The organism is Polynucleobacter sp. Nonnen-W13 (genome assembly GCF_018881735.1).
Lineage (GTDB): Bacteria > Pseudomonadota > Gammaproteobacteria > Burkholderiales > Burkholderiaceae > Polynucleobacter.
In genome coordinates this window covers 620,924-640,470 of sequence record NZ_JACVPU010000001.1, presented here as the reverse complement: position 1 = coordinate 640,470, position 19,547 = coordinate 620,924, and the positions used below count along the sequence as shown (strand labels likewise).

Below are 19,547 nucleotides of genomic sequence, written 5' to 3'. Positions count from 1 at the left end.
TTTGCTTCATCAGCTTTTATAAAACAGTTTTTATTTTAAAAATAATATCTAGGAGAACAATACATGAGAAAGATTATCTTTACCCTACTGGCCCTAGGAATCACTCTGCCATCGCTAGCGAATGCACAAGGATATCCAAACCAACCGATCAAGCTAGTTATCCCATTTGCAGCTGGTGGACCATCAGATGTTCTCGCCCGTGGATTTTCTCCAAAACTGGGTGAAAACTTGGGTCAGCCAATCATCATTGAAAACAAACCAGGTGCAGGCGCCAATTTAGCCGCGGAATATGTAGTCAACTCCAAAGGCGATGGTTACACACTCTTCCTAATGCTAGTGGGCACCCAAGCTATTAATGAAACCTTGTATAAAAAACTCAATTACAACGTTGTAAAAGATTTTGCCCCGGTCTCACTAGTTGCTTCCTCTTCGTTGATGTTGGTGGCCAACCCTGGTGTACCTGTAAAAACTGTTGCAGAATTGATAGCGTTTGATAAAGCCAATCCTGGCAAAGTCAGCTTTGGCTCTTCGGGTGCAGCCACACCACTCCATCTAGCGGGCGAGTTGTTTAATACTCAGGCAGGAACCAATATCCTCCACGTACCATACAAAGGGGCGGCTCCCGCATTAACGGATGTGCTGGGCGGACAGATTCAAACAGCTATTGTTGGCACTCCAGCGGCCCTGCCTTATGTCAAATCTGGAAAGCTGACTGGCCTAGGCGTCACTAGCTTAAAACGGTCTCCAAATGCCCCAGAGATTCCAGCCATATCCGAGACCCTCCCTAAATTTGACGTTGAACTGGTTTATGCCATTGTTGCGCCCGCCAGCACACCAAAAGCAATTGTGGAAAAATTAAATGCTCAATTAGCCAATGTACTCAACAACCCTGAAATTAAATCCCAGTTGAACTCAAGAGGATTTGATGTTGTCACAAGCACCCCGGGCCAGCTTGGTGACTACATTAAATCTGAAGTTGCCAAGTGGGCGCCGATTGTCAAAAAATCAGGTGTTACTGCAGAATAATTCAAAATATACGAATCGAAAGTTACTCATGATTGAAACATCTGAAAAAAAATTAGCTGGCGCAATCATTCGCCTGCATCCAAATGACAACATTGTTGTTGCACGAGTCGATGTCGCTATTGGCGAACAGGTTCCTAGTGAGAATTTTACGAGTCGCAGCCAAGTGCCTGCAGGCTACAAAATTGCTGCAAAAAAAATTCTGCAGGGTGAGCCTATCCTAAAATACAACGTCACCGTGGGCTTCGCCAATACCGATATTGAAGCTGGCACGATGGTCCATAGTCATAACACCGAGTTTCGTGAATTTGATCGTGACTATGCTTATGCCAGTGAATACAAGCCCACCACCCTCCTTCCAGAATCTGAGCGTGCAACATTTGAAGGTTATGTGCGCGCTAATGGAAAAGTAGGTACACGTAATTTCATTGGCATTCTATCCACCGTCAATTGCTCTGCAACGGTGGTCAATAAAATTGCTGACTGGTTCACGCCCGAGAGGTTGAAAGACTATCCCAATATCGATGGTGTAGTTGCCTTTAGTCACGGCATTGGTTGCGGTATGGAGATGAGTGGCGAGCCAATGCAATTGCTACGCAGAACGATGGCAGGTTACGCGCAACACCCTAACCTAGCTGCAGCCCTCATTATTGGCTTAGGTTGCGAGCGCAATCAACTAAAAGGCTTGATGGAGCAAGAAGCATTGCAAGAAAACTCTACTTTGCATACTTTCATCATGCAAGAGACTGGGGGCACACGCAAAACTATTGAAGCAGGAATAGAAGCCGTCAAAGCGCTTCTGCCAGAAGCTAATAATGTTAAGCGTCAAACTGTCTCTGCGAGCCATTTATGTATTGGTCTGCAATGCGGTGGATCGGATGGATTCTCTTCCATTACCGCAAACCCTGCCTTAGGCGCCGCAATTGATATCTTGTCGCGCCATGGCGGCACAGGTATTCTTTCTGAAACGCCGGAAATTTATGGAGTTGAGCATACCCTCACCCGTCGTGCAGCAAGCAAAGCCATTGGTGAAAAACTGATTCAACGGATTCGTTGGTGGAAAGATGAGTATTCCGTTGGTCGCGATGTACAGATCAATGGGCAAGTGAGTCCCGGTAATCAAATTGGCGGCCTTGCCAACATCTTTGAAAAGTCGCTCGGATCTTCTATGAAGGGCGGTACCGGACCACTGATGGAGGTCTATCGATATGCGGAGCCAGTCACAGCCAAAGGTTTTGTCTTTATGGATACGCCTGGTTTTGATCCTGTCTCAGCAACTGGTCAAATTGCCGGTGGAGCAAACCTAATTGCCTTCACCACGGGACGCGGCTCCATGTTTGGCTCTAAACCAGCACCTTGCATTAAGCTGGCTACCAATACACCCATGTATCAAAGGCTAACTGAAGACATGGACATCAATTGCGGAGAGATTTTAGATGGCACGGTTTCCGTTCAAGAGATGGGGCAACGCATTTTTGAACTCTTCCTCAGGACAGCCTCTGGAGAGCCTTCAAAAAGCGAATTATTAGGCTTAGGTGATTATGAATTCGTGCCCTGGCAAGTTGGCGTCATGAGCTAATCAAAGACTGCACCTCACCTTAGCGATAAGCGGGCTTCTGGCCCGCTTTTTCTTTGCTCAAAAGAAGCTAAAAAGGAGTGCTGGGGACTGTAGAATTAATACTATTGAATTAATCAGGAATTCATTAGGCTTATGAAATTCAGGGACTACTATGAAACACTCGGTGTAGCGCGTGGCGCCACTGAAGCAGAAATTAAAGCGGCTTACCGAAAGTTGGCGCGCAAATATCACCCGGATGTAAATAAAGAGGCTGGGGCAGAGGCTCAATTTAAGGAAGTTGGCGAAGCCTACTCCGTTCTCAAAGATACTGAAAAGCGCGCCGCCTACGATCGTATGGGCGCTAACTGGAAGAATGGTCAAGACTTCACGCCTCCACCAAACTGGAACGAGGGATTTGAATATTCTGACGGCAACTTCGGTGGCGGGCACGGTGGATTTGGCGGTGGCTACGAAGGTGATCAAAGCGAATTCTTTGAATCCCTTTTTGGTAGAGGGCGTCAGACTCAAGGTGGGCGAGGTGGTAACCCCCGCCAAGGCATGAACTTGAAAGGTCAAGATCATCATGCCAAGATCTTGATTGATCTTGCGGATGCTTATCACGGTGCAAAACGAACTATCGCCCTACATATGCCTACGCAAGATGCTAACGGCCATGTCAGCACCCAAGAACGTAAGCTCGATGTCAGTATTCCGAAGGGTATTAAGGCCGGACAAAATCTACGCTTAGCTGGTCAGGGCGGTCCGGGTATGGGCTCTGGTGGTGCAGGTGATCTGTATCTTGAGATTGATTTCCATCCTAATCCCATTTATCGCGTAGATGGCAAAGACGTTTATCTTGATTTACCGCTCGCTCCGTGGGAAGCGGCGCTTGGTACTACTGTCAATATTCCAACCCCTGCAGGCTCAACCTTAGAACTCAAGATTCCGGTGGGCACAGTGGCTGGCCGCAAGATGCGACTCAAAGAGAAGGGCATCCCCAGCAAAGAGGCAGGCGATCTATACGTAGTACCAAATATTGTTTTACCCAGCGCCGAAACAGATGCACAAAAAGAAGCCTATCAAGCACTGGAGAAAGCTTTTGATTTCAAGCCCAGAAACCATTTGCAGGGATGATAAATATGACACAAACACAAATCACCTGGATTACAGGCAGCGTAGTTGAGGAAGAGGTGCACATGAGCATTGTGGAAATTTCACAAGCAACACGTACGCCAGAGGATCTCATCATGTCCTGGGTATCCGAAGGCGTTCTCAGTCCCATGGGCTCATCTCCAGAGGACTGGCGCTTTAGTGGGGAGTCTCTCAAGCGCGCAAAGACTGCCGCTCATCTAACTCATGATCTAGAGCTCAATACACCTGGAGTTGCGCTAGCGCTAGATCTTTTAGATGAAATCAGTCGCCTTCGCAATCAACTGGTTCGTGAAAAAATAGCTTAAGTCTCTTGGGGACTTAGTAACGAAGTACTTTGCAATTTAGGATAAAAAAATAAATGGTCGCATTACCCTGCATTGAAATTGAAACTGCTCCCAATCCAAGTGCTGCTGTCATTTGGCTTCACGGACTAGGGGCTGATGGCAATGACTTTGTACCCATCATTCCCCAACTGAATCTTTCCGAGTGCCCTGCTATTCGGTTTATTTTTCCGAGCGCACCTTCCATGGCCGTCACAGTCAATGGTGGCTACGTGATGCCAGCCTGGTATGACATTACCGGAAGAACTATCAACGACCGCGAAGATATTGCTGGCATTCACAAATCGGCGACAGCGATATCAGAATTAATTGAACGTGAAGCAAGTCGTGGTATTGCCTATGAAAAAATTGTTTTAGCCGGTTTCTCGCAGGGCTGCGCTATGTCTCTACAGGTAGGGCTACGTTTTCCACATAGATTGGCGGGCATCATGGCGCTGTCAGGCTATTTGCCTCTAGCAAATTCACTGGCACAAGAGAGAAGTGAGGCCAACGGCAAGACCCCTATATTTATGGCGCATGGCATTTGGGATGCGGTAATCACTCTAGAGCGCGCAGAAGCTTCAGTCGATACTCTAGAAAAATTAGACTATCAGGTGGACTGGAATACCTACCCAATGGAACACTCCCTTCATCCGGATGAACTGGTAGATATCTCGAGATTTTTAACTATGGTGCTGAGCAAGTCATAACCCATACTGCTTTGAGCGTTGTTACTTCAATTACATTAAGATTCTGAGCGACTTAAGAGCAGCTCCCAGCGCTGTAGTTTGATATCTAGATCGGCAGTGATTTCTGATAAGCGCGCTTGCATGCTCGCCGCTAATTCAGGTTCATTCTTGTAAAGATCCGGATTACTCATGGCGATCCCAATATCAGCCTGCTCTGTCTCTAGAGTTTCGATCTGCAAAGGCAAGGCCTCTAATTCTTGCCGCTCTTTACCATTAAGCTTGCTCACCCCAGTTTTTGCAGCAGCGGGCTTTGCTTCTGGTTTTGCCTCTGGCTTAGGTTCCGATTTCTCAGCAGCCTTAAGGCCACCATTGGCCGCACGAATCTTATCTGAGCGCGCCTTCTGAATTTTCCAGTCCTCGTAACCACCTTCATACTCGCGCCAAAATCCATCACCTTCATTTGCAATGATGCTAGTCACTACGTTATCTAAGAAGTAGCGATCATGGCTGACTAAGAATACCGTGCCCTTATAGTCTTGAAGTAATTGCTCAAGCAAGTCTAGGGTATCAATATCTAAGTCATTGGTTGGCTCATCCAAAACCAAGACGTTTGCAGGACGCGCAAATAAACGGGCCAACAATAAGCGGTTACGCTCGCCACCAGACAAAGTACTTACCGGCGAATTAGTGCGCTCCGGCGCAAATAAGAAATCGCTCAGATAACTCTTCACGTGTTTCTTATTGCCATTGATTTCGATCCACTCGCTACCTGGGCTGATGTAATCCTCAAGAGAAGCATTGAGATCGAGACCTTCACGCATTTGATCAAAATAGGCCACCTCGATACGAGTACCCATGGTTGCTGTGCCAGAGTCTGGCGCAATTGTTCCGAGAATCAATTTAAGTAGCGTAGTCTTGCCAGCGCCGTTAGGACCAAGCAGCCCTACTTTATCGCCACGCAAAATCGTTGCCGTGAAATCCTTCACAATCGGGCGCTCGTATGACTTAGAAACATTTTGCAGATCAGCAACAATCTTGCCACTTCTGTCTCCTGCTGAGACTGCAAGTTTAACTTGCCCAACAGCATCACGTCTTTGTGAGCGAGTTGTCCGCAGAGCCTCTAGACGGGCTATACGAGCAACGCTGCGAGTACGCCTAGCCTCAACTCCTTTACGAATCCAGACCTCTTCTTGGGCGAGCAACTTATCTGCACGTGCATTAGCCAAAGACTCTGAGTTCATTTCTTGATCTTTTAATACCTCATAGGCCGAGAAATTACCTGGATAGGTACGCAAGATACCGCGATCGAGCTCCACAATTTGCGTGCAGACGTTATCCAAGAACGCACGATCATGGGTAATCAAAATCACAGAGCCCTTGTACTCTTTTAATAAATCTTCTAACCAAGAAATGGAATCTAAATCCAAATGGTTGGTAGGCTCATCCAATAGCAGCACATCGGGCATTTCTACTAGCGCACGAGCAAGAGCAACCCGCTTCTTGGTGCCGCCCGATAAAGTATTAATCTTGAGATCAGCCTCAAGGTGAAGACGATCCAAGGTTTCATGAACACGTTGCTCCCAATTCCAGCCGCTTAAGGCCTCCAATTGGGACTGCACTTCATCTAGGCGATGGTGAGCAGCATCGTCCCACTCCCCTATGCTAAGAGCTTCATACTCTTCACGTAGAGCTTTGGCTTGAGCCACACCCTTAGATACGGCATCGAAGACGGTCTCCTCAGCTTCAAATATCGGCTCTTGTGGAACATAGGCAATGCGGAGACCTTGCTGATATTGCAGCAAACCATCATCCATTTTTTCTATGCCGGCTAAGATCTTCAAGAGAGAGGATTTACCAGTGCCATTACGGCCAATTAAGCCAACCCGCTCCCCGGATTCCAAGGAGAAGGCAGTGTTTGCGAGGAGGTCAACGTGGCCAAAAGCCAGTTTTGCATCAGTGAGTACGATTAAAGCCATGGCGACATTATCGTCACTTCACTCAAAGTGGTGATATTTCCAATAAACATGGGATTGAGAAGTAGAATTTACTTCAGGAATACCTCCAAATAAAGGTGTAAATGACCTGCAAGCTCAGCCCTAGCGCACCACGACTCATCCTCTTTGCCGGCCATGCGGGTACCGGTAAAACCACTTTGGCTAAAAAAGCACTGCCTCTCATTGTTGAGAAGACTGGAGAGAGCTTTTTCTTTTTAGATAAAGATACGGTGTATGGAGCCTACAGTGCCCATGTCATGGAGCTCACTACCAATAACCCCAATGATCGAGATAGTCCTTTCTATCTCCAAAACTTGAGGAATTGGGAGTATGCGGGACTCATTGCCATTGCCAAAGAAAACCTGCAACTCGGAGTGAATGTCATTCTAGTGGGCCCCTTTTCTAGTGAAATCCAAAGTGGTCGAATGTTTAAGCCGGAAGAGCTTGGTGTGCCCAGCGTATCGAGCATCAGAATTGCCTGGATTGATTTAGATGAGAGCGAAGCTAAAAGCCGCATGGAGCGGCGCGCAGATCCGAGAGATGAATACAAGCTACAACACTGGAGTGAATATACCAAGCGAAGAGTAGAGCCACCGGAGCATGCTGCAATACAGCGTTTCGACAACTTACATTTTGATGAAACTCAGTTTGAGAAATTAATTGATCACTTGATTAAGTAGGAATTAAGGTTTGCTATGTCGCATCAAGTATTGAAATGTATAAGCTCAAATTGAGCCTATTAAATCACTTAGATAGATAGTCAAGCGCAACTGCTTCCGCCACCTTAATGCCATCAACTCCTGCCGATAAGATTCCACCAGCATAGCCAGCACCCTCGCCCGCAGGGTAAAGACCTTTGATATTTAAACTCTGAAAATTGCTGCCTCGAGTAATGCGCAAAGGCGAGGATGTTCGCGTTTCGATACCAGTCAGCACTGCATCCTTCATCGAGAAGCCTTTAATCTGTTTCTCAAAAGCCGGAATCGCCTCTCGAATTGCTTCAATGGCATAAGGAGGTAAAGCATCGGCAAGATCTGTTAGGTGTACGCCGGGTTTATAAGACGGGATTACAGAGCCAAATTCTGCAGAGGCCTTTCCAGCCAAAAAGTCGCCCACTAATTGGCCAGGAGCTTCATAGTTAGATCCGCCTAGGTCGTATGCCTTGGACTCTAAAGCCCTCTGAAAATCGATGCCTGCCAAGGGGCCGCCGGGATAGTCATCCGGGGTAATACCGACAACGATGCCTGCATTAGCATTGCGCTCGTTACGCGAATACTGGCTCATGCCATTTGTGACAACCCGATTAGGTTCAGAAGTGGCTGCCACTACTGTGCCGCCAGGGCACATACAGAAGCTATAGACGGCTCGGCCATTCTTAGCATGGTGAACTAATTTGTAATCAGCTGCACCAATCAACTCGTTACCAGCATGTGGGCCTAAGCGTGCTTTATCAATTAAGGATTGTGGGTGCTCAATTCGAAAGCCTACAGAAAACGGCTTAGCCTCCATATAAACACCTGCCGCATGCAAGATCTCAAACGTATCACGAGCGCTATGCCCTAAAGCCAGCACCACATGATTAGCAGACAAATCAGGGTGCCCCTCAATTTTGACGCCTGTAATCTGATCATTCTGAATATCAAAGCCAATGACCTTTTGTGAGAAACGAATCTCGCCACCAAGCTCAATAATTTCTTGACGCATTCTTTCGACAACGCCCACTAATCGAAAGGTTCCGATATGTGGCTTAGCTACATAACGAATTTCTTCTGGTGCGCCCGCCTTGATGAATTCAGCAATGACTTTGCGACCGTAAAATTTCGGATCTTTAATTTGACTCCAAAGCTTGCCATCAGAAAACGTTCCTGCTCCCCCCTCACCAAATTGCACATTGGATTCTGGATTGAGGACATTCTTGCGCCACAGACCCCAAGTATCTTGAGTACGCTCGCGAACTGGTTTGCCGCGCTCCAATACGATTGGCTTAAAACCCATCTGCGCCAACACTAAGGCGGCAAAAATTCCGCAAGGGCCAAATCCAATGACAACCGGTCGCTCAAAGCTTTCACTCTTGACTTGTGAGGCCTTGGCGACAAAGTGATAACTCATATCCGGTGAGGGTCGAATATGAATGTCATGCGAAAACTGTTTCAGTAGTTTTTCTTCATCTTTAACCGATAGATCCACGGTATAGATAAAGGCCAGAGCCACGTTTTTTCTGGCATCGTAGCTACGCTTAAAAATATTAAACCGAATCAAGTCTTGAGCTGAGATCTTTAAGCGCTGTAAGATCGCCTCTTCCAATGCCTCGGGGGCATGGCTTATAGGGAGGCGAAGTTCGGTAATACGGATCATGGGACTCTACGATACACACTAAATAGGGGCAATTTTCGAAATAATACTGGGATACGCAGTGAAGACTATTTTAAGGGCGATAATATGCCATGGCTCTTCGCGCAACTATCCACAAAGCCGACCTTCATGTCGCAGATTCTGACCGCCACTATTACGGCAGTCACTCACTCACTATTGCCAAGCATCCTTCCGAAACCGAAGAACGGATGATGGTACGCATCATTGCGTTTGCCCTGCAAGCACAAGAAGAGTTAGTTTTTACTAAGGGCTTAAGTGATACCGATGAGCCCGACCTCTGGATAAAAGACCTCACGGATGCCATTCAGCTCTGGATTGAGATAGGCCAGCCTGATGAAAGACGTATTCTGAAAGCCTGTGGTCGATCTGATCAAGTCATCGTCTACTGCTATGGCGGACACACTAGCAAAATCTGGTGGGACGGTATTGCCAATAAATTGACTCGTGCCCGCAATCTTCAGGTGATCTCCATTCCAGCAGAGCAGGCCAAAGAACTGAATAAGCTAGTTGAGCGCAGTATGGTGCTACATGTAAATATTCAGGATGGGGAAGCATATGTTTCTTCGGATATGGGACAAGTCACTATTACCCCAGAAATCTGGCGCAATCAACAGCAATGAAGCCTGTAGTTTTAGACACCAATATCTTGCTAGATATTTTTGTCTTTAATGACGAAAGAGCCCTTCAATTAAAGGAAGCGCTTTTTGATAAAACAACACAATTCCTAGCTAGCCAGAAAACAATTGAAGAGTTTGCCGATGTCATTTCGCGCCCTCTCTTTAAGCTTGATAAACAAACTCAAACAGCCCTTTTGACTCAATGGCAATCTATCGCGGAGCAGCGGGATGATTCAAATTTGGCTTCCGCACCTTGGCAATGCCAGGATCCGGATGATCAGATTTTCTTGGATCTGGCCTATCAACTCAGACCAACGATACTCATTAGCAAGGATAATGCAGTACTTCAAATCGCTCACAAAGCGGCCTCAGAAAACATTCTGATTACCAGCGATTACAACGCCTTTAGGCTATAGAACTAAATCGCAAGTCTTTGGCAGCTTCAGCAGCAATCTCAAACGACTTGAGGCGAGCTTGATGGTCAAAAATTTGACCTGTGATGATGATTTCATTGGCACCAGTCTGATCGAGCCAATACTGCATCTCTTTTCTTACGGTCTGCAAAGATCCTACTGCAGAACAGCGCAAAGCCTGAGCAGCAGTCATTTTTTCATACGGCTCACAGAAGTCATCGATATTTTCTATTGGGGGTGGTAACTGCCCGCGGGTATTGCGGCGCATGCGAATGACGTTTTGCTGCAAAGTAGTAAATAGATGGATCGCCTCCTCATCGGTATCAGCGGCGACTACATTCATCAGAAATGCGCAATAGGGTTTGGCTAACTTATCTGATGGCTTAAATAGTTCGCGATAGGTGGACATAGCATCCAATAATTGCTCGGGCGCAAAATGCGACGCAAATGCATAAGGCAAGCCAAAGTGGGCTGCTAGTTGCGCGCCGTACAAACTAGAACCTAATATCCAAATCGGCACCTCGGTATCCATACCCGGAATAGCCCTCACAACTTGCCCCTCCTGAAGGGGGCCGAAGTAATGTTGCAGCTCACGCACATCCTGCGGGAAACGGTCATCGCTCCCAAGCAAATCTCTCCGTAAGGCTCTAGCCGTCATTTGATCTGACCCTGGCGCACGCCCTAGGCCGAGCTCAATTCTGCCGGGATAGATTGATGCCAAAGTACCGAATTGCTCTGCGATCACCAAGGGGGCGTGATTTGGCAACATCACACCACCAGACCCAACGAGAATTGTTTTTGTACCGCTAGCAATATAGCCAACCAAAACTGCGGTCGCAGAGCTAGCATTACCCGTCATATTGTGGTGCTCGGCTACCCAATAACGGGTATAGCCCAAAGCCTCCGCATGCTGGGCAACATCTAAAGAATTCCGCAAGGCATCTGCAGCAGTAAATCCCTCTGGGATCGGAGATATATCTAGAATAGAGTACGGTACGCAATTTGCCATCCGTAGATCATACTAAGAAAGTACTTTTTTGACATGAGTAAAACAAAGATGGCAGATGCTGATGACGGCCTCTTTAAGCCGGGCAGCAAGCTAAAACATATTAAGACAGGTGGCTTCTATAAGGTAGTCTTACTTGCCAATGTCGAAGCTAATCTAGAGCCAGCCTACGTCTATGAATCCCTTCAGTCACACGATTTTTGGATCAGACCAAAAGTGGAGATGGAAGATGGTCGATTTGAATTGGTCGACGCCTAAGAAAAAGATGAGAGAACTGACATGACCGATGATCGCATCACCAATCTTGAAATCAAGCTTAGCTTTACTGAAGATTTGATTGATCAACTCAATCAAACAATCTACAAGCAGCAGCAACAAATTGAATTTCTGTATCGCGAGCTCAAATCCATCAAGGAGCAGACTAGCAGCGGAGATGGCGCAGGTAACAGCAGCCCAAAAGAGGAAATCCCTCCGCATTATTAAAGCCCTGATAACATTTGTTATAGATAACGAAGCTCTTATAAAGAAGGACACTCGTCATGGGTAACTTGGTACCATTTTTAGTCCAGTGGGGCTTAACCTCTCTATCCCTCTGGGTTGCCAGCTATCTTTTTAGCGGCTTACGCTTTGCAGATGGTGGTTCACTCTTGATTGCTGCTCTACTGCTTGGATTTGCAAACGCAGTAGTCAAGCCTTTATTAATTCTCTTCACGTTGCCACTGACCGTCCTCACCATGGGATTGTTTCTGCTGGTTGTTAATGCCTTAGTGCTGATGATGGTGTCTGCAGTGGTGAGTGGCTTTACGATTTCTAGTTTTTGGACCGCATTTTTTGCCAGCATCTTTATTTCATTATTCAGCCTCTTTATCAGCGGAATACTGTTTTAAAAATTACTCTGCCCCAGGGTAAATATCAGACCAGGGGTGGAGCGCATCACGGCATGGGTGGCTCTTTGAAGTCATTGATCTGGCATTCTCAGCCAAAATGCTGGCACCGCCCGTCAAAAAACCAAGTCCAATGGAGACGGCGCTATTCACCACGCCAGCTTGATTAATGCCTGCCTTAGGATTTGCCAGCGTCCCACCCATCCTTACCATTCCAGTTAAATCCAAGCCCGTTGTGAGGCCTGATTTCTCTTGTGGATCAATTGTGAGATTAATAGCCTCCGTCTTCAGATTGATAGAGCCAACTAAAGCCACGTTCAACCTATCCGTTTCAACTCCAACCGACTTAGCTATAGTGACCTGGCCATTGTTAATTGGTAAGTAGGCAACCGCACACTCTAAAACTGTCTCACTAGTTTTTTTACGTAGTGGGTTCATTGAATCCAACAGCGTCACTACGAAATCACCTGCATCGTTTAAGAAATTCGTCCCCATGCGAGCCTGATTGATACTCAACTGAATCTTGCCATTTGAATTTGATGCCATTTGATGCAAACTACTTCCAGATGTTTTCACATCAAATGCCATCTTCATACTGCCCCCACTCACCTTGGAGCTCGGGTCAAGCCTAGCTAGTAAGTTTTCCAGCGTGAAATCCTTTGTCACCCCTTTGGCAGTAAGTACAGGGTTTGCCACATCTAACCCTGAAAGTTTGAGCTGTAAATCAGCACTGCCCTTATCCATCTGAAACCTCAGATTTGGAATATCAATCACATGGCCATTCAATTTCACGGAAGCCTGAAGATTGTCAATAGGCTTACGTTTTGGCAAACCCAATTCGCCAATATTAATTACGATTTGTCCTTTGGCTTGAGATAGCGCATCAAAGGGAATGCTCTCGTCGCTAAATAAGTATTTGGGCTGTGGATGTTGTGCTTGATGCGCAGTTGCTGCTGGCTGATTACTACTGAAAGCTCGTGAAGACTGCTTTGGCGATGCTCCCAAGACAGGCCAGTCAAATGCCTTTGAATTCATTGTCAAATTGATTGCAGGTAAAGAGTTCCGATTCTTGCTTACCTCACCCTGAATCATCATAGACTTACCATTCATGGTGAGGTTGAGGTCGACTGGAAATTGTGTTGAGGAAACATTCCACTGTTTAAATAATCTAGAGAATGAGCCTGTTTTTCCGCTAAGCTCAAGAGCTTGCTCTTGAAGCTTCATATTGAGAGAGACGACTGTTTTATCACCGCTATCTGCTAAGGATAGACGCTGAATTTGGTAGCTTGATATCGCGTTTGAAGGATCTTGATACTGAATTTGAGTATCCGTAATCGAAACACTATCCATAGAGATTAAATCATCGCCAACAGAGGAGGTTTCTGTGTTATTTTTAGCGCCAGACATCTCCCCAGAGGCATCTGCACTGAAGTCCCAATTGGCCTTACCATTCCCATTTTTTTGAAGAAATAGCTCCAGACCAGCAAGCTTCACATTACCAATCTCAATACGCTTACTCAGTAGCGGTAGCGTTTTAATATTTAGATCAATGCGCTTAAGCGTCAGCATGTCAGAATCAGATGCCCAAGATGCATTGCTCAGACTTAAACCCTCTGCGGAAACAGAAATCCCAGGAAAAAAACTTAAGCTCACTGGTCCAGCAATTTTTAGATCTCTACCAGTAGCAGTTTTTACAGAGGCAGAGAGTAATTTGGTCAATTGCACTGGATCTACCGTTGAGGCTGCGTACCATACCCCTATAACAATAAGGATGATTACACCGCCAAGGGTACTAATAGTGATTTTGACTAATTTGCTCATTATTAAGTCATTCTAAGGCACCTACCAGCCTTAGAGTAGGACTGATTTTCTAGTATTAGCTTTGCTAGCATAAGGCCTGTAAGTGGCGTTAGCTTTTTGTTGAGACTCAAATCAATTAGGCATACAAGCTTGATATTGCAAGGTAAATCCCCCATATCAGTATCAGCAAAAGTGGAAAGATCTGAAGTAAGATCAAAGATGCAATAAATATATTAACTACCAATAGGAAGGGCAATAGACCATGGCTACAAAGAAGTCTCCAGCAAAAAAGAAAGTAGCTACCAAGGTGGTAAAAAAAGCCCCTGCAAAGAAAGCCGTTAAAAAAGTTAGCACCAAGAAGGTGGTAGCCAAAAAGGCTGTTAAAAAGGTAGTGAAAAAAATAGTAAGCAAAAAGCCAGCAGCTAAAAAGGCGATTAAGAAAGTAGTGGCGAAGAAGCCAGCAGCCAAAAAGCCAGCTCCAAAGAAAGCTGCGAAGAAATCCCCTAAAGCAGTTGCACCCAAGAAACTCAAAGTTGATCAGTATGGGCTCGAAGAAGATGATGAGTTTTACGGCCTCTACTTTGCCAAATCGACCAATAAGGGTTTAGTTGAAGTAAAACCTTGCACCTTCTCCTTAATGTATTGGTGGAAAGGCTTACTTGGCTATCCTGACATGATCGAAATCTCTAAAGATAGCAATACTGCAATGTTGCAGTTTGAGTCTACCTTTGGCGGAGGCGATTCTGGTGAGACGGAGTTGACAGAAAAGGATGTGTTCGATGTTGACCATATTATTGAAGTCGACGAACAAGAGCAGTTAGTCTCTCTCTACTCTTACGTGCCTATTCCCGTTCCAGAAAAATTGATTGGCGCATTAGGCCTCTCTATTTTGAATATCAACCCAGAAACCCGTTATGGCAGCCTTGAGATTTGCTCTACTGATAACGAAGAAGGTGCAAATGAGCACTTCCTACGCTATCGTGCAGCCACTTATTTGCGTGGCGTGAAATCTGGCAAGGTTGAGGCCATTGAAAGTATGGTTACCAATGGTTCAGAGTTCTTTGGCTTAGCTTTAGATGCAATGTGCGTTAATAAATCGATTAAGAAATGGTTGCTGAGCTAAGCAGTGATTACTTAGTAGGTATTACACACAAAAATGTAGGTCATGGGAAAGCGGTCGTTCACTGTTTTACGAGTTTCGACAATAGTAGCGCCTCGCTTTCCTAGTTTTTTACACTCTTCTACTGCGGCTGCTTGAGCCTCAGTATCTTTAGCGGATTTAGGGGCATGCACCCCAACCGTTCCATCAGATTGTCGGTAGACTCCAAACTCACTTGGGGGTGTTGCACAAGCAAACATGGTCATTGAGACAACTAGCGCCAAAGTAAGCGAGATAATGTTCATATTGAAATCCAGATCTTTTAAAGAATAGATTCATTCTAGCCATCTTTGGACCCTAGTAAATTGATTTTACTTATACCCAACACGATCAAGTAAGCGTTGAGCAGCGATTTGATTCTTGCCGATCGCCGCAATAGAAATATTTTCTGCTTTAAATGGGCCGAGCATTTTGATGCCTTCATTGTCAATTTTGACTGACTTCACTACAGGCCACTCGTTATTGCCGTTAGCAAAATACTCTTGCGCAGAGTCACTTGCTAAGTATTCCAGAAATTGTTTTGCAGCCTGTGGATGTGGCGCACTCTTGGCAACCCCACCTCCCGCAATATTGATGTGCGCACCACTCGTCTGCTGATTTGGCCAAATAAATCCAATCTTAGAAACAATGGCCTGGTCCTCTGGCTTAGTTGAGCGTAAAAGCCTGACCAAGTAATAAGAATTTGTTAAAGCTACACCGCACTCACCAGAAGCAACTGCTTTAATCTGATCCGTATCTCCACCTCTAGGGGGGCGAGCCATATTAGCGACCATGCCTTTTGCCCACTCCTCTGTGGAAGCCTCGCCACGACGTTCAATCATGGCGCCAATTAATGAGAGCATATAAGGGTGAGCTCCTGAGCGCGTGCAGACTCTGCCCTTGTTCACAGTCTCAGCTAACTTTTCATAAGTATCGACATCAAGGGGATTTACTTTTGCCTTGTTGTAGACCACGAGACGCGCCCTGGTTGAAAAGCCAAACCAAGTTGACCCCTCTGGCTCAGACTGAGATCGCAAGTTTGCCGGAATACGACTCTCTAAATACTTTGACTGTATTGGTTTGAAGAAGCCATCAATTTGCGCACGCCACAATCGCGCTGCATCTACCATCAAAATCACATCTGCTGGGCTATTCGCGCCCTCACTCTTTAGTCTTTCAGCTAAAGCATTGTCATCCGCTTCAATACGGTTGATCTTGATGCCTGTCTTTTTGGTGAAGTCACTGTAGAGCGCCTCGTCAGTTTGATAGTGACGCGCCGAGTAGAGATTGAGTTCTTTCGCTTCTTGAGCCTGCAAAGGCAAGGCCAGAAAAGCGCTCAACAACAATCCAGAGCTGCCTAGGAATTTTCGTATTAGTGGGTTTGCCATTGCTATATTTGCGATCAGAATTAGATTAAATCTAATGTATCACAAATACGAATGATTATCAATTAGGATTTAGAAATTACCCTAGAAAGTAGCAGAACTGGAAAAAGTCCAACCAAAACAATGGTTAAGGAGGGTAATGCTAATTCAGCAAGACGCTCGTCTGCAGCCAACTGATAAGTTGCGACAGCTAGGGTATCAAAGTTAAATGGGCGCAATAAAAGCGTTGCAGGCAATTCTTTCATGACATCGACAAAGACAAAGAGGCCTGCGGTAATCAGACTGCGCTTGAGTAATGGCACATGAACCCGCTTCAAAATCTGTGCTTTAGATAGACCTAGGAGCGCTGCAGAAGCATCCATTGAAGGTGTGATGCGCGCCAGTCCCGCCTCTACGCTTTGCAAACTAGAGGAAAGAAAGCGGACTAGGTAGGCATAGATCAGCACCAACATGCTGGCAGACATCCACCAAGCAAGCTGAAAGATTTCCAGAAAAGAGAGAATGCCAATGGCTAGGACCGCACCAGGTAAAGCATAACCGAAGCCTAATAATCGATTTACCCAGCTTAAACGTACATTCATTCTTACCGAGTAAGCAAAAAATATAGCGAGCGCGACGGAGATCAGTGCTGTCAAAATCGAAACAGATAGAGAATTACCCAGCCAATCTAGATATCGAATATCGATCGTGAGGCCTTGCTTGAAGAGTAATTGCAGGAGCGCAAATGCTGGTATCAAAAATCCGCACAAGAGGGTAGCGCCACAAAATGCAAATGCAAAAAAAGCTTTCTTGCCTTGCAGAGACTTCGCAAGTGGCTTACCCCGAGCTGCAGAGGCATAACGCAATTTAGAGCGACTACTTTGCTCGATGAAGAAAATGAGCAAGACAAAACTTAAGAGGCCTAAGGCAAGCTGTACTGCCGCCACTCGGTCTCCAAATGAGAGCCAAGCCTTAAAAATACCAGTTGCAAAAGTCTGAACGCCAAAGTAGGAGACGGCACCAAAATCAGCCAGTACTTCCATCAGTGCAAGAGCCATACCTGCAAAGATAGCCGGCCTTGCCATGGGCAGCACCAATTTCACAAAACCTTGAAGTGGACTGTAGCCCAGCGTTTCTGAAACCTCAATTAATCGACCACTGCGCTCTAAGAATGCCGTGCGAGTAATGAGATATACATAAGGAAAGAGGCAGAACGAAAAAGACCAAATAGCCCCACTTAAGGATCTCGGGTCTGGAAAGAACCAGAGTGCATCAACTCCAAGCACAGCGCGCAGCGTACTCTGTATCGGACCCGAAAACTGCAAGAGATCAACAAAGAGGTAGGCCATGACATAAGTGGGCACTGCCAAAGGCAGAATGAGGGCCCACTCAAATATCTTTTTCCCTGGAAAATCATAACTGGCAATGATCCAAGCATTACCCACTCCAAGGATAAAGACTCCCACTCCGACGCCAAAAATTAGCACTAAGGTCGAGGCAATATAGCCACCAAGCACAAAGTTCCACAAATGACTGAGGGTGCCAGTAGCTAATAACTCCTTCCCAGGGAATAGGAAAGGTGCTGCCAAGCCAAAGAGGGGCAAAAATAACAACAGGGCAAGTGGCACCACAATACGATTCATGAAATCGGCAATCCGTTTAGACTCTAGCTATGCATTAAACCACTAGCATTAATGAGAAAATTATAGAGATGAACTCTGCTCGCACACTGCTTTCGATCCAAGAACTGGAAATCGACTATCCCAGTCGAGATGGTCAAGGTCGTGTTACTGCGGTTAAAGACCTTAATCTCGATCTTGCTCAAGGTGAGATTGGCTGCTTATTGGGCTCATCTGGCTGTGGAAAATCCACCGTCTTGAGAGCAATTTGCGGGTTTGAGCCCGTTAAAGCGGGAAAAATCCTCCTACGTGATCAGGTAGTGAGCTCGACCTCCACTCATCTCCAACCCAATCAAAGAAAAGTCGGCATGGTCTTTCAGGACTTTGCCCTCTTCCCCCATCTCAGTGTTTTAGAGAATATTGCCTTTGGCTTACAACACCTATCCAGCAATGAAAGATCTGTAGTGGCCATGGAGTGGCTTAAGCGGGTTTCGCTATCTGACAAAGCTGATGCATATCCTCATGAGCTCAGTGGCGGCCAACAGCAGCGTGTGGCACTAGCCAGGGCAATGGCACCGGAGCCAGATTTAATTTTGCTAGATGAACCTTTCTCGAGTTTGGATATTGAACTTAGAGAGCGTCTTGCAGGTGAGATGAGAGAAATTCTCAAGACCAATAACATTACCGCATTATTGGTCACTCACGATCAATTTGAAGCCTTTGCGATTGCCGATAAGGTCGGCGTCATGACGGATGGCAAAGTACTGCAGTGGGATGCCCCTTACGAGCTATATCACAAGCCAGCCAATCGCTATATTGCCGACTTTATTGGTCGCGGGGTATTTCTGAAAGGCGTGGTCCAAGCTAACAACAAAGTCAGAATTGAGTTAGGTGAGCTCGACCTAGAAGAAGATCGCAGCGCAGAAGTTGGAAAAGAAATCGATGTCCTCTTGCGCGCCGATGATATTCAGCATGATGACCACAGCACCCTGTTAGCAGAGGTAGTGCGTAAAACCTTTAGAGGCGCTGACTTCTTGTATACCCTCAAACTTGCTTCCGGTATTGAGATTTTTGCTTTTGTACCTAGCCACCATGATCATGCAATTGGTGAAAGGATTGGCATCCACTTGGTAGCTGATCACGTGGTGACCTTCAGCAAATAAAGAAGTGCCATACAAAAGCAATCGAAAAATACCTCATGACATCAACAGCTTGCATAGAATTAAAAGATCTCCGCCTGTATACCCAAATTGGAACGTATGCGCCAGACGCTACCATCCCTGATGAACATCTACTGAATCTGACGTTATGGATCAGCACTCAACTGATTTTGATTTCAGAAGATCTCATGACTCAGGTCTTCGACTACGATCCCCTTGTCCTAGAAATCGATCGTCTGGCTGCCGATGGACATTACGAGACTCAAGAAAGATTGGTCACTAGGATAGTTGAGGCATGTGCTCGCTATTCGGAAATTAAGTCTCTAGAAATTAGCCTCAGGAAAACTCCCGTGCGGGAGAGCTCAGGCCTATTGGGGGTCAAGCTACACCTTGATGAAAGCAGTTTGAATGCTATAAGAGCAGCACTAGCTTAGACG

21 protein-coding genes are annotated in these 19,547 nt (G+C 46.0%); 14 read left to right on the top strand and 7 right to left on the bottom strand.

What is annotated here, in order from left to right; all coding sequences use genetic code 11:
• Positions 1–63: 63 nt before the first annotated feature.
• From ICN27_RS03360 to ICN27_RS03340, 5 genes are all read left to right on the top strand, one after another.
• Positions 64–1,026, top strand: coding sequence for a tripartite tricarboxylate transporter substrate binding protein (locus ICN27_RS03360; RefSeq protein WP_215309660.1), 963 nt, complete (start codon positions 64–66; stop codon positions 1,024–1,026).
• Between the two features lie 28 nt (positions 1,027–1,054).
• On the top strand, positions 1,055–2,602 hold the full coding sequence (locus ICN27_RS03355) for a UxaA family hydrolase (RefSeq protein ID WP_216268976.1): 1,548 nt from the start codon (positions 1,055–1,057) through the stop codon (positions 2,600–2,602).
• 132 nt (positions 2,603–2,734) lie between these two features.
• Positions 2,735–3,715: a DnaJ C-terminal domain-containing protein gene (locus ICN27_RS03350; protein ID WP_216268975.1), complete on the top strand. Its 981-nt coding sequence runs from the start codon at positions 2,735–2,737 to the stop codon at positions 3,713–3,715.
• A 5-nt stretch (positions 3,716–3,720) separates the two neighbouring features.
• Complete coding sequence (locus tag ICN27_RS03345) at positions 3,721–4,038, top strand: chaperone modulator CbpM (protein WP_216268974.1); 318 nt, start codon at positions 3,721–3,723, stop codon at positions 4,036–4,038.
• A gap of 53 nt (positions 4,039–4,091) precedes the next feature.
• Entirely contained in the window at positions 4,092–4,763 is a 672-nt protein-coding gene (locus ICN27_RS03340; RefSeq protein ID WP_216268973.1) for an alpha/beta hydrolase, read from the top strand.
• 35 nt (positions 4,764–4,798) lie between these two features.
• On the opposite strand, the gene ICN27_RS03335 is transcribed toward ICN27_RS03340, so the two are convergent.
• Complete coding sequence (locus ICN27_RS03335) at positions 4,799–6,718, bottom strand: ATP-binding cassette domain-containing protein (protein ID WP_216268972.1); 1,920 nt, start codon at positions 6,716–6,718, stop codon at positions 4,799–4,801.
• A gap of 101 nt (positions 6,719–6,819) precedes the next feature.
• Between ICN27_RS03335 and ICN27_RS03330 the strand changes: the two genes are divergently transcribed.
• Positions 6,820–7,416 (top strand): ATP-binding protein, encoded by a 597-nt coding sequence (locus tag ICN27_RS03330; protein WP_216268971.1) that lies wholly within the window; start codon positions 6,820–6,822, stop codon positions 7,414–7,416.
• 64 nt (positions 7,417–7,480) lie between these two features.
• Here ICN27_RS03330 and ICN27_RS03325 read toward each other — a convergent pair whose 3' ends face one another.
• A complete protein-coding gene (locus ICN27_RS03325) occupies positions 7,481–9,091 on the bottom strand; it encodes an NAD(P)/FAD-dependent oxidoreductase (protein ID WP_216268970.1) in 1,611 nt (536 codons plus the stop codon).
• 89 nt (positions 9,092–9,180) lie between these two features.
• Here ICN27_RS03325 and ICN27_RS03320 point away from each other — a divergent pair, with 89 nt between their 5' ends.
• On the top strand, positions 9,181–9,729 hold the full coding sequence (locus ICN27_RS03320; RefSeq protein ID WP_216268969.1) for a YaeQ family protein: 549 nt from the start codon (positions 9,181–9,183) through the stop codon (positions 9,727–9,729).
• The gene (locus ICN27_RS03315) at positions 9,726–10,142 is read left to right on the top strand and encodes a putative toxin-antitoxin system toxin component, PIN family (protein WP_216268968.1); all 417 of its coding nucleotides are present in this window, start codon (positions 9,726–9,728) and stop codon (positions 10,140–10,142) included. The genes ICN27_RS03320 and ICN27_RS03315 overlap by 4 nt, the downstream gene beginning before the upstream one ends.
• Here ICN27_RS03315 and ICN27_RS03310 read toward each other — a convergent pair.
• Positions 10,132–11,148 (bottom strand): LLM class flavin-dependent oxidoreductase, encoded by a 1,017-nt coding sequence (locus tag ICN27_RS03310; RefSeq protein ID WP_216268967.1) that lies wholly within the window; start codon positions 11,146–11,148, stop codon positions 10,132–10,134. The genes ICN27_RS03315 and ICN27_RS03310 overlap by 11 nt on opposite strands.
• A gap of 33 nt (positions 11,149–11,181) precedes the next feature.
• Here ICN27_RS03310 and ICN27_RS03305 point away from each other — a divergent pair, with 33 nt between their 5' ends.
• The 3 genes from ICN27_RS03305 to ICN27_RS03295 are packed head-to-tail and all read left to right on the top strand — an operon-like array spanning position 11,182 to position 12,032.
• A complete protein-coding gene (locus ICN27_RS03305) occupies positions 11,182–11,403 on the top strand; it encodes a hypothetical protein (protein ID WP_216268966.1) in 222 nt (73 codons plus the stop codon).
• 21 nt (positions 11,404–11,424) lie between these two features.
• Positions 11,425–11,628: a SlyX family protein gene (locus ICN27_RS03300; protein WP_215309636.1), complete on the top strand. Its 204-nt coding sequence runs from the start codon at positions 11,425–11,427 to the stop codon at positions 11,626–11,628.
• A gap of 56 nt (positions 11,629–11,684) precedes the next feature.
• The gene (locus tag ICN27_RS03295) at positions 11,685–12,032 is read left to right on the top strand and encodes a phage holin family protein (protein WP_215309634.1); all 348 of its coding nucleotides are present in this window, start codon (positions 11,685–11,687) and stop codon (positions 12,030–12,032) included.
• 3 nt (positions 12,033–12,035) lie between these two features.
• On the opposite strand, the gene ICN27_RS03290 is transcribed toward ICN27_RS03295, so the two are convergent.
• Complete coding sequence (locus tag ICN27_RS03290; RefSeq protein ID WP_216268965.1) at positions 12,036–13,850, bottom strand: AsmA family protein; 1,815 nt, start codon at positions 13,848–13,850, stop codon at positions 12,036–12,038.
• 241 nt (positions 13,851–14,091) lie between these two features.
• Between ICN27_RS03290 and ICN27_RS03285 the strand changes: the two genes are divergently transcribed.
• Positions 14,092–14,952, top strand: a complete 861-nt coding sequence (locus tag ICN27_RS03285; RefSeq protein ID WP_216268964.1) for a hypothetical protein — start codon at positions 14,092–14,094, stop codon at positions 14,950–14,952.
• A gap of 11 nt (positions 14,953–14,963) precedes the next feature.
• Here ICN27_RS03285 and ICN27_RS03280 read toward each other — a convergent pair whose 3' ends face one another.
• From ICN27_RS03280 to ICN27_RS03270, 3 genes are all read right to left on the bottom strand, one after another.
• Complete coding sequence (locus tag ICN27_RS03280) at positions 14,964–15,233, bottom strand: hypothetical protein (RefSeq protein WP_215309629.1); 270 nt, start codon at positions 15,231–15,233, stop codon at positions 14,964–14,966.
• A 66-nt stretch (positions 15,234–15,299) separates the two neighbouring features.
• Positions 15,300–16,355, bottom strand: coding sequence for an extracellular solute-binding protein (locus ICN27_RS03275; RefSeq protein ID WP_216268963.1), 1,056 nt, complete (start codon positions 16,353–16,355; stop codon positions 15,300–15,302).
• Between the two features lie 62 nt (positions 16,356–16,417).
• Positions 16,418–17,974 (bottom strand): iron ABC transporter permease, encoded by a 1,557-nt coding sequence (locus tag ICN27_RS03270; RefSeq protein WP_216268962.1) that lies wholly within the window; start codon positions 17,972–17,974, stop codon positions 16,418–16,420.
• 68 nt (positions 17,975–18,042) lie between these two features.
• Here ICN27_RS03270 and ICN27_RS03265 point away from each other — a divergent pair, with 68 nt between their 5' ends.
• Both ICN27_RS03265 and ICN27_RS03260 read left to right on the top strand, forming a co-directional pair.
• On the top strand, positions 18,043–19,113 hold the full coding sequence (locus tag ICN27_RS03265) for an ABC transporter ATP-binding protein (RefSeq protein WP_216268961.1): 1,071 nt from the start codon (positions 18,043–18,045) through the stop codon (positions 19,111–19,113).
• A gap of 35 nt (positions 19,114–19,148) precedes the next feature.
• Positions 19,149–19,544 carry a dihydroneopterin aldolase gene (locus tag ICN27_RS03260; protein WP_216268960.1) on the top strand — a complete coding sequence of 132 codons (396 nt, stop codon included), beginning with the start codon at positions 19,149–19,151 and terminating at the stop codon, positions 19,542–19,544.
• Positions 19,545–19,547: the final 3 nt, after the last annotated feature.